The sequence below is a fragment of the Microcystis sp. M049S2 genome (assembly GCF_020245625.1).
Lineage (GTDB): Bacteria > Cyanobacteriota > Cyanobacteriia > Cyanobacteriales > Microcystaceae > Microcystis > Microcystis ichthyoblabe_A.
This window is the reverse complement of sequence record NZ_JADBUN010000243.1, coordinates 1-6,942: the sequence shown is the minus strand read 5'-3', so window position 1 is coordinate 6,942 and position 6,942 is coordinate 1. Positions and strand designations below refer to the sequence as shown.

General features: G+C 39.8%; 9 protein-coding genes. 6 read left to right on the top strand and 3 right to left on the bottom strand.

The annotated features are described in order from the left end of the window. Positions 1–188 precede the first annotated feature (188 nt). The 3 genes from IM496_RS19310 to IM496_RS19300 are packed head-to-tail and all read left to right on the top strand — an operon-like array spanning position 189 to position 1,626. The gene (locus tag IM496_RS19310) at positions 189–581 is read left to right on the top strand and encodes a Mo-dependent nitrogenase C-terminal domain-containing protein (RefSeq protein WP_194015778.1); all 393 of its coding nucleotides are present in this window, start codon (positions 189–191) and stop codon (positions 579–581) included. Between the two features lie 30 nt (positions 582–611). Continuing rightward, positions 612–1,370 carry a hypothetical protein gene (locus tag IM496_RS19305; protein WP_287662956.1) on the top strand — a complete coding sequence of 253 codons (759 nt, stop codon included), beginning with the start codon at positions 612–614 and terminating at the stop codon, positions 1,368–1,370. A 4-nt stretch (positions 1,371–1,374) separates the two neighbouring features. Continuing rightward, positions 1,375–1,626, top strand: a complete 252-nt coding sequence (locus IM496_RS19300; protein ID WP_110578641.1) for a hypothetical protein — start codon at positions 1,375–1,377, stop codon at positions 1,624–1,626. A gap of 261 nt (positions 1,627–1,887) precedes the next feature. On the opposite strand, the gene IM496_RS19295 is transcribed toward IM496_RS19300, so the two are convergent. From IM496_RS19295 to IM496_RS19285, 3 genes are read right to left on the bottom strand one after another with little or no spacing between them, the layout of a single operon-like run. Next, positions 1,888–2,295, bottom strand: a complete 408-nt coding sequence (locus tag IM496_RS19295; protein WP_287662955.1) for a hypothetical protein — start codon at positions 2,293–2,295, stop codon at positions 1,888–1,890. Beyond that, on the bottom strand, positions 2,295–4,235 hold the full coding sequence (locus IM496_RS19290; RefSeq protein WP_287662954.1) for an AAA family ATPase: 1,941 nt from the start codon (positions 4,233–4,235) through the stop codon (positions 2,295–2,297). The genes IM496_RS19295 and IM496_RS19290 overlap by 1 nt, the downstream gene beginning before the upstream one ends. Before the next feature lie 9 nt (positions 4,236–4,244). After that, complete coding sequence (locus IM496_RS19285) at positions 4,245–4,412, bottom strand: hypothetical protein (RefSeq protein ID WP_192576015.1); 168 nt, start codon at positions 4,410–4,412, stop codon at positions 4,245–4,247. 315 nt (positions 4,413–4,727) lie between these two features. Here IM496_RS19285 and IM496_RS19280 point away from each other — a divergent pair, with 315 nt between their 5' ends. The 3 genes from IM496_RS19280 to IM496_RS19270 all read left to right on the top strand — a co-directional run bounded on the left by IM496_RS19280 (position 4,728) and on the right by IM496_RS19270 (position 6,753). Further along, on the top strand, positions 4,728–5,429 hold the full coding sequence (locus IM496_RS19280; RefSeq protein WP_194015769.1) for a 16S rRNA (uracil(1498)-N(3))-methyltransferase: 702 nt from the start codon (positions 4,728–4,730) through the stop codon (positions 5,427–5,429). Positions 5,430–5,814: 385 nt separating this feature from the next. Further along, positions 5,815–6,444, top strand: a complete 630-nt coding sequence (locus IM496_RS19275; RefSeq protein WP_104397673.1) for a DUF6391 domain-containing protein — start codon at positions 5,815–5,817, stop codon at positions 6,442–6,444. 75 nt (positions 6,445–6,519) lie between these two features. After that, positions 6,520–6,753 (top strand): photosystem I reaction center subunit IV, encoded by a 234-nt coding sequence (locus IM496_RS19270; RefSeq protein ID WP_002767446.1) that lies wholly within the window; start codon positions 6,520–6,522, stop codon positions 6,751–6,753. The last annotated feature ends 189 nt before the right edge of the window (positions 6,754–6,942 follow it).

The following is a 6,942-nucleotide window of genomic DNA, read 5'->3' as shown; positions in this document are numbered from 1 at the left end:
CATTATTCATGAAGACTTTGGAAAATCCTCGAAAGCCTTGGCAAGAAGTTCATCTAGCGATCTGGCTGAAAAACAGTCTGTTTTTTGAGATGTCCTCACAATCAGGTTTTTGCCAGTTGGTGAATAATGCAGGCTAGAGGATTTTAGGGAAAGAGCATTTGCCCTCCCGTAGTCTCAGATAGAACCTTATGAGTCAATCAATTGAAGATAAAGCTATGGCCGATGCTGATGTATCAGATTATACCACAAATAAAATAATTGTCTCTAATTGGATCGCCCCTTGGTCGAAAGGCAATCGGAAAAATCCGTCACCGCAACCAAAATGGGATTTATGGCAACCCCTGCGGCAACGAATCGATCATCTAAAAATCAATACACCTGAACTAGCCCACAAGATTTGTCGTCTAATTCCGGCTCAATGTCCCTTTGCGCGGAAAATTACCCTATTTAGCTGGACAATTCTAGAGATTCCGCCCCTTTGCAAGCTAAATCCCCTCTACGAAAACCTGATGATGTTAAGATTTCGCGCTCTTTCTTACCTTGCCGATGAATGTGGAGAGGATATCGGTGCTTACTGCTAAAATGGGAGAGTGTCTTTAATCGCCACACCTATGGCCATCATCGCTCTGAAAGCTTGGTATCTGGACAAATACGAACCTATCCGCGAGGTTGTCAAACGTCCCCACGACTTGCGCTTAAGTCGCAATAGTCTCTTAAAATCGGGTTTAAGGGCCGATTTTCTCGATGATAGTCTGACGATACAGGGTTCTGTCTGGTTCCAACGCTATCTAGAAGGGGAAAGGGTGGAATTTTACCTCGAAGGTAGTGGCGGTTACGTCATCTCGAATATTGACCTGATTTCCCAAGAAATTTACTTTACTAAACAGGACCTCAGCACTTGGCTGGATCCCGTCATTTATTTTAGCTCCCAAAGCCAATTTAAGGACTCTAGCACCGCTTTAAAAACAGTTTTGACCGAAACCGTCGAAAATCTTAATAAACGCTCCCGTTTGCCCTTAACTATCGAAGAAACGCCTCGAACTGAGGGCAATGTCACCAGATTGAGTGATAGTCAATTACGCAAAATTCGCAAAAGTTTATTATTTATTGCTGATGCTACGGCGATTAGCCAAAAAGAAACGGAATTACTGCCCAGTCCCCTAGTGAGTGTAGAATTAGGTTATGCGATCGCTTGTAAACAGGGCGGACAAATTCTGCTAACCTATCAAAATCGGGCGGAATTAAAGGGTAAACTAGCTTTTGACCTGCCAAGCTACCAAAAATTAATTTTCTCAGATCTTAGCGAATTGCGTCTCACTTTTCCGCCTTTAATGGCAACTTTATTACAAAAATTCAATCTGATTAGTTAAAAAAATGAGTAGAAAAGCTGACGAATACTCAGTACATTTGTTCTTAAGCAGTGGACATCGCGAGGAAGTTCGTTTTTTGACTATCCAAGAATTTCAAAAGTGGTACAGTAACGAATTAGTTCCGAAAGCCGATTCCAGGGATTTTATCAATGTTCCGATCAGAAATATTCAAGGGGAATATATGGTTTTACGTCCAGCTAGTATCGTTGCTATTCGCGTGGAACCCGTCTTTTTTGGCAGTGTGGAAAGAATCTAATTTGTCGTTATCCCTAAAAAAGATAGTTAGGGTTTGCTGAAAAAGCTTTTCCTAGGGGCAGGGTGTGGGGTGTGGGGTGTGGGGTGTGGGGTTTTACGGATTTTGAGGTAGTCAGTTACCTAATTTTCAGGGAAAAAGTCCCTGAATTTTCCCCCCGATCACTCCAAAGGTCGGCACTTTTTGAGGGAAAACAAGTCTAAAAGTCTTATCCAACAAGGTTTTTAGATTTATTCAGCAAGCCCTAGTTATATGCAGAGAATTTTAGAGATTATTGATAATTCTCTCAATGTCAGCTTGGATTTGATTGCTGACTTTGCCTTGCCAGCGTTCTTTTAATTCCCTTAATCCCACTTCTGCGTATTGACAGATCTTATCTAAAATTTCTTTGCCATCGCTAGGTTGAGGATAGGAATTCTTTTTACAGATAATATAAATTCCTGCGGTTAAAGCTAAAATAACTTCTGGATCGATTTGGCTAATAGTAATTAAATCTTGTCGATTGCTCAGATTGATTCCGTAGATACTGAAGTCTTGTTTAATGGCAAAAGCAGCGGCGAATAAATAAGCATCTACCATGCGCTCAAAGGTTTGATTATCTTTTAGTACCTGTAGATAATTTCTGGAAGTTTCCGAGGCATAAATCTTCAAACTGGAATCGATTCTCTGCATTAGTAACTCTCCATCACTTCAATCACGGAAGCATCTTCATCGGCAGCTAAACGGTGTATTTTAAAAATATCAGTAGTGTAGGGGAGCAGCAGATTTAAAAGTGGATCGGGAAGATCGCGATCGGTAGCTAGAATAATCACTTGGGAGTTTAAATTAGGGAGAGAGTTAATAATATTTTTTTGATGTTCTTTGTCTAAATGACCAAAAGGTGTATCCATAATTAGGGGAACACAAGTATCGGTTATTTGATTTAAGCCGGTGATAAAAGCAAAAGCTAAAGCTTCCTTTTCTCCCGCACTTAAGACATCGGGATTTAATAATTTTCCCGTGATGGTACGGATTCCTAAAGTATATTCGGGAGTGATTTCTACTCCTTTATATTCCTCTGGTTTGTTGGTTACTTGTAAATAGCGATCGCTGGTTACTTGATTAATCATTTTTTGGGAATTATCGATATGCCATTCGATTAATTCGTTAGTGGCATTTTTTAAACCTATAGCCATTTTAACCTGATTAGATAACATCGATGTGGTTTGATTTTCACTAGCTAAAATTTCCACTTCTTTGCGTAAATTTTCTAATTGCTTTTCTTTGATTTCAATGTCCTTTTGCAAGCGTTCGATCCTTTCTTCAATCTCCTTAACTTTTTGTTCCGATTCGTTAACTTTTCGCCAAATATCCCTCACCGAGTCTTGATTTATTCCCGTGGTTTCCTGTTTTAGCTGTTTAATATGTTGATTAATTTCTTCGATTTCTTCTTCTAAACGATCTCTTTGTAAAAGCAATTGACTATAAGTGCTAAATTTGGCATTATCTCGGATAATTCCCTGTAAATAAATTCTAAGTTGGTCTTTTTCTATTCTGGTGGCGTTGTCCACTTCTAAGGACTCTAGTTCGGCAATTTGTTGCAGGATAAAGTCACGAGAATTTTTATCTAAACAACGGCCACATAAACAACTTTCATCGTCAAGTATTGCTTTTAAAATTGCTGTAGAATTAGTTTTATAAGTGCTTTTTAAGCTAGTAACTTGCAAATCGTCAGCCATTTCCTGCACAAAGTTAATCAGCAAAGGTATCGAAGCTTTTTTTAACCAAGAATCAATAGACTTTTGTAGGTTATTTAACTGAGTTTGTAACCCGATACGCTTTTTCTCTAAGTTATGAATTTCCTCTAATTTTTCTCGTAAACTTTCAATCTGAGCGGCTTTTTCTTGAGCATCATGATGGATAATTTTAGCATTTTTTTCCTCATCTTTAGCATTTTTACGCTGACCTTGTTGCAGATCAATTTCTTCTTCTAATTCTCGCAATTGTTGCAGCTTATCTTTAAAAGTTTGACTGGTTCCCTTGGCTTTATTTAAACGGGTTTCTAATTCTTGTAAGGCTTTTTCTGTATCATCACGCAGATTTCTTAATTCCGGGATACCCAAAACTTTTTCAATTGCTTCTTTTGCTTCTTTAGTTTGAGTTATCTGGGTATATTGTTCAATTTTTAAGCCATCAAAACAGAAAAAATCTCGAATAGATTTAGGAAGCAATGCTTCGATATATTCCCTAGAGTTACTTCTTATGGTTCCATCTTCATAAAATAATGCTTCCTCTAAGCTGAGAGAAGAAGTGCTACCATTAACGTTTAATTTCGCTGTGCGACTGATAAAGTAATTTTTCTCGTTTCTAGTAAAATTTAATTCCACCCGCATTTCTCTTGCCGGTGAAGAATTATCCTTACCTCGATAAAAATAGGTTTTCAGAGTCTCTTTAGATACAATATCTACCCCATAGAGACACCATAAAATCGCTGTCATTAGAGAAGTTTTACCGTGGCCATTATTCCCGAAGATAATCTGAATTTTTCTGTTGGGATGCAGGTTAAAAGTAATATTTTGACTAGGATAACATTTCCAATTAGTTAAGCGAATTTGTTTCAGTCTCAAAGTCATAGAGTTTATTTATTGTGAGGAGTCGGTATATTTTTCGATGAGTTTGACAATTTTAGCTGATAGATGCCGATTTTTTAGAGTAATTTTTTCTACTTCTAAAGCCATGGCTTCCTTTAGCAGTTGGGGAGGTATCTCATATTTTTGGGCTATTTCTTTAATTTTAGCAGTTATGTCCATGGATTTTCTGGGGGTTGGGGAGTGGGTATTGTCAAGTCTTAATGCTTATTTGGCAAGAGATACCTTGATGAGGATAAATTTTATAACAGATCTGAGTAGGTAAGGCTATAGTAAGTTATAGCCTTTGTCATAAACATGAAGTATAACCTAATTTGGTATTGACGACTGACTACCCAAAAGGAAAACTTCGTACTTCACCATTAAGATAACTGCTATAAGCTGATCTACTCTCAACCCTATACAAAAACACCATAAAAGCTAAAATAGATAGCTGACAGTGATTCTGAACACAATAGTAATATAGACTAAACCGCCTTGTATTATCGTCTTCTTCTTGATTTTAATACCCTAGAAAACGGGTTAATTGCCCTAACATCTGAACAAAGTCATTATCTTAAAAAAGTTGTTCGTTTAAAATCCCATGACCGTTTTATTGCCCTAAATGGACAAGGACAAGCGTGGTTAGCGGAAATAATTGATAATTCGGCCCATCTTTTAGAAGCGATAAACGAAACTAGCGAACTACCAGTACAAGTGAATTTAATGGTAGCAATTCCCAAAAATGGCTTTGATGATATCGTTCGCGCTGCCACCGAATTAGGAGTTTATCGGATTATCCCGCTGCTGACAGAACGCGGTTTAGTCAATCCTAGTCCTCAAAAAATTGACCGTTGGCGAAAAATTGCCCGGGAAGCTGTAGAACAATCAGAAAGACAGATTATTCCCATTATCGAAGAACCACAGTCATTTTTAGCCATCCTTAACCGGGGAGCTAACCCACAGACAACTTGTTATATTGGTGTTACCCGTAGAACAGTGGCCCCGCTACTTTCTCAATTGCAAACATCAACCGAGATAACCATGGCCATCGGACCGGAAGGGGGATGGACGGAGGCAGAAATAGAACAAGCGCTCGCTGCTGATTTTGTGCCTGTATCATTGGGAAAACGCATTTTGAGAACAATTACCGCTCCCTTAGTGGCTCTTGCTATCATTAACGCCTATTTAGACAGCTAATTGACTATAGTTTTTATGACCAAGACCAGCAATCGAGATAACTGGAATCATTTCGCTTCTTAACTAGGGTTTGCGGCAAAAAGTTTTTTGTGGGGGCAGGGTGTGGGGTGTAGGGTGTAGGGTGTAGGGTTTTACCGGTTTTCAGGTGGTCAATTACCCAATTTTCAGGGAAAAAGTCCAGGGATTTTCCCCCTGCTCACTCCCATGCCCGGCACTTTTGGATTTCAAAAAAGTCTAGAAGTCTTATCCAACAAGGTTTTTAGATTTATTCAGCAAACCTTACCTAAAGCAAAAACTAGCAGCAGTTCCCCAGTGGTCAGATTTTCCCCTTTTTGTCGAATAGCACCCTCATCTTCCCCGAAAAAACTCCCCCTAGCGCAACTTTATGACCTCTAGTAGCCCTTCTAACCCCTCTTTTGACTGGTTTAACCCCTCGCCCCAGCAAGACAGCGATTTACTGGCACAAATCGGCTTTATCCCCGGTGTCAAAGAATTTCTGACCCTGCGACAGGTTCACGCCTTGGAACACGCCACCGTCTGGGTATTAAGCGAAATGGCTGCCCGTCGTCAATCGCCTTTTGACCACTCCCCTGCGGATAACGAGGCCCTGGGGGGACTGTCCACCGATAGGGGTTTTTATCTCTACGGACAGATTAATACAAATGAACTGCAAATTGCGGCCAAACAGGCTCTTCATCGTCTCAAAAATGGCGAGGGGCAATTGGCACTACATCCGCGTTGTGGCACCAATTTATCGGTAACTTTAGCCTTAACCGCTGGCTTAGTCTTAGGAACTCATCTTGTCTTCCCCAGAGGTCCGATTTCTCAGTTATTAGGCTTAGGTTTAGCCACTGCCACCGCTTTTCAAATCGGGCCAGATGTGGGAATGTCGGCCCAAAAATACCTGACTACGGCCATTCCTTTTAACTTAACAATCGTTAACATTGCACCAAAGGCAGACCTATGGGGACGTTCGGGGCATTTTGTCCAAACAGAGTGGCAAGATTTGCAATAAAACTTAAAGTAAAAACCCTTTCGGCAAACTCGCTCTGATTGTAACCTGTTAACTAAACCCTAAAAAAAAACACCTATGCCTGGAATCGAACGCGGAGCCAAAGTTAGAATCAAACGTAAAGAGTCTTACTGGTACAACGATGTAGGAACCGTAGCCAGTGTTGACAAAAGTGGTATCCTCTATCCCGTTATCGTCCGTTTTAACACTGTTAACTACCACGGTTTTAGTGGTAGCGCCGGTGGACTGAATACCAATAACTTCGCTGAAAGTGAATTGGAACTCGTTAAGGCTGCCCCCGCTAAGAAATAAAGCTGAGTAAAATTCGGCCTATCCTCACCGACTGACTGACAGGAATTCTCTCTTGTTGGTCGGTTTTTTTTATAGTTATCAGTTATCAGTTATCAGTTATCAGTTATCAGTTATCAGTTATCAGTTATCAGTTATCAGTTATCAGTTATCAGTTATCAGTTATCAGTTATCAGTTATCAGTTATCAGTT

What these genes read in the sequence shown, in the direction of transcription:
- IM496_RS19310 (WP_194015778.1), top strand. Translation starts at nt 189, where the DNA reads ATGAGTCAATCAATTGAAGATAAAGCTATGGCCGATGCTGATGTATCA.
- IM496_RS19305 (WP_287662956.1), top strand. Translation starts at nt 612, where the DNA reads ATGGCCATCATCGCTCTGAAAGCTTGGTATCTGGACAAATACGAACCT.
- IM496_RS19300 (WP_110578641.1), top strand. Translation starts at nt 1,375, where the DNA reads ATGAGTAGAAAAGCTGACGAATACTCAGTACATTTGTTCTTAAGCAGT.
- IM496_RS19295 (WP_287662955.1), bottom strand. Translation starts at nt 2,295, where the DNA reads ATGCAGAGAATCGATTCCAGTTTGAAGATTTATGCCTCGGAAACTTCC.
- IM496_RS19290 (WP_287662954.1), bottom strand. Translation starts at nt 4,235, where the DNA reads ATGACTTTGAGACTGAAACAAATTCGCTTAACTAATTGGAAATGTTAT.
- IM496_RS19285 (WP_192576015.1), bottom strand. Translation starts at nt 4,412, where the DNA reads ATGGACATAACTGCTAAAATTAAAGAAATAGCCCAAAAATATGAGATA.
- IM496_RS19275 (WP_104397673.1), top strand. Translation starts at nt 5,815, where the DNA reads ATGACCTCTAGTAGCCCTTCTAACCCCTCTTTTGACTGGTTTAACCCC.
- IM496_RS19270 (WP_002767446.1), top strand. Translation starts at nt 6,520, where the DNA reads ATGCCTGGAATCGAACGCGGAGCCAAAGTTAGAATCAAACGTAAAGAG.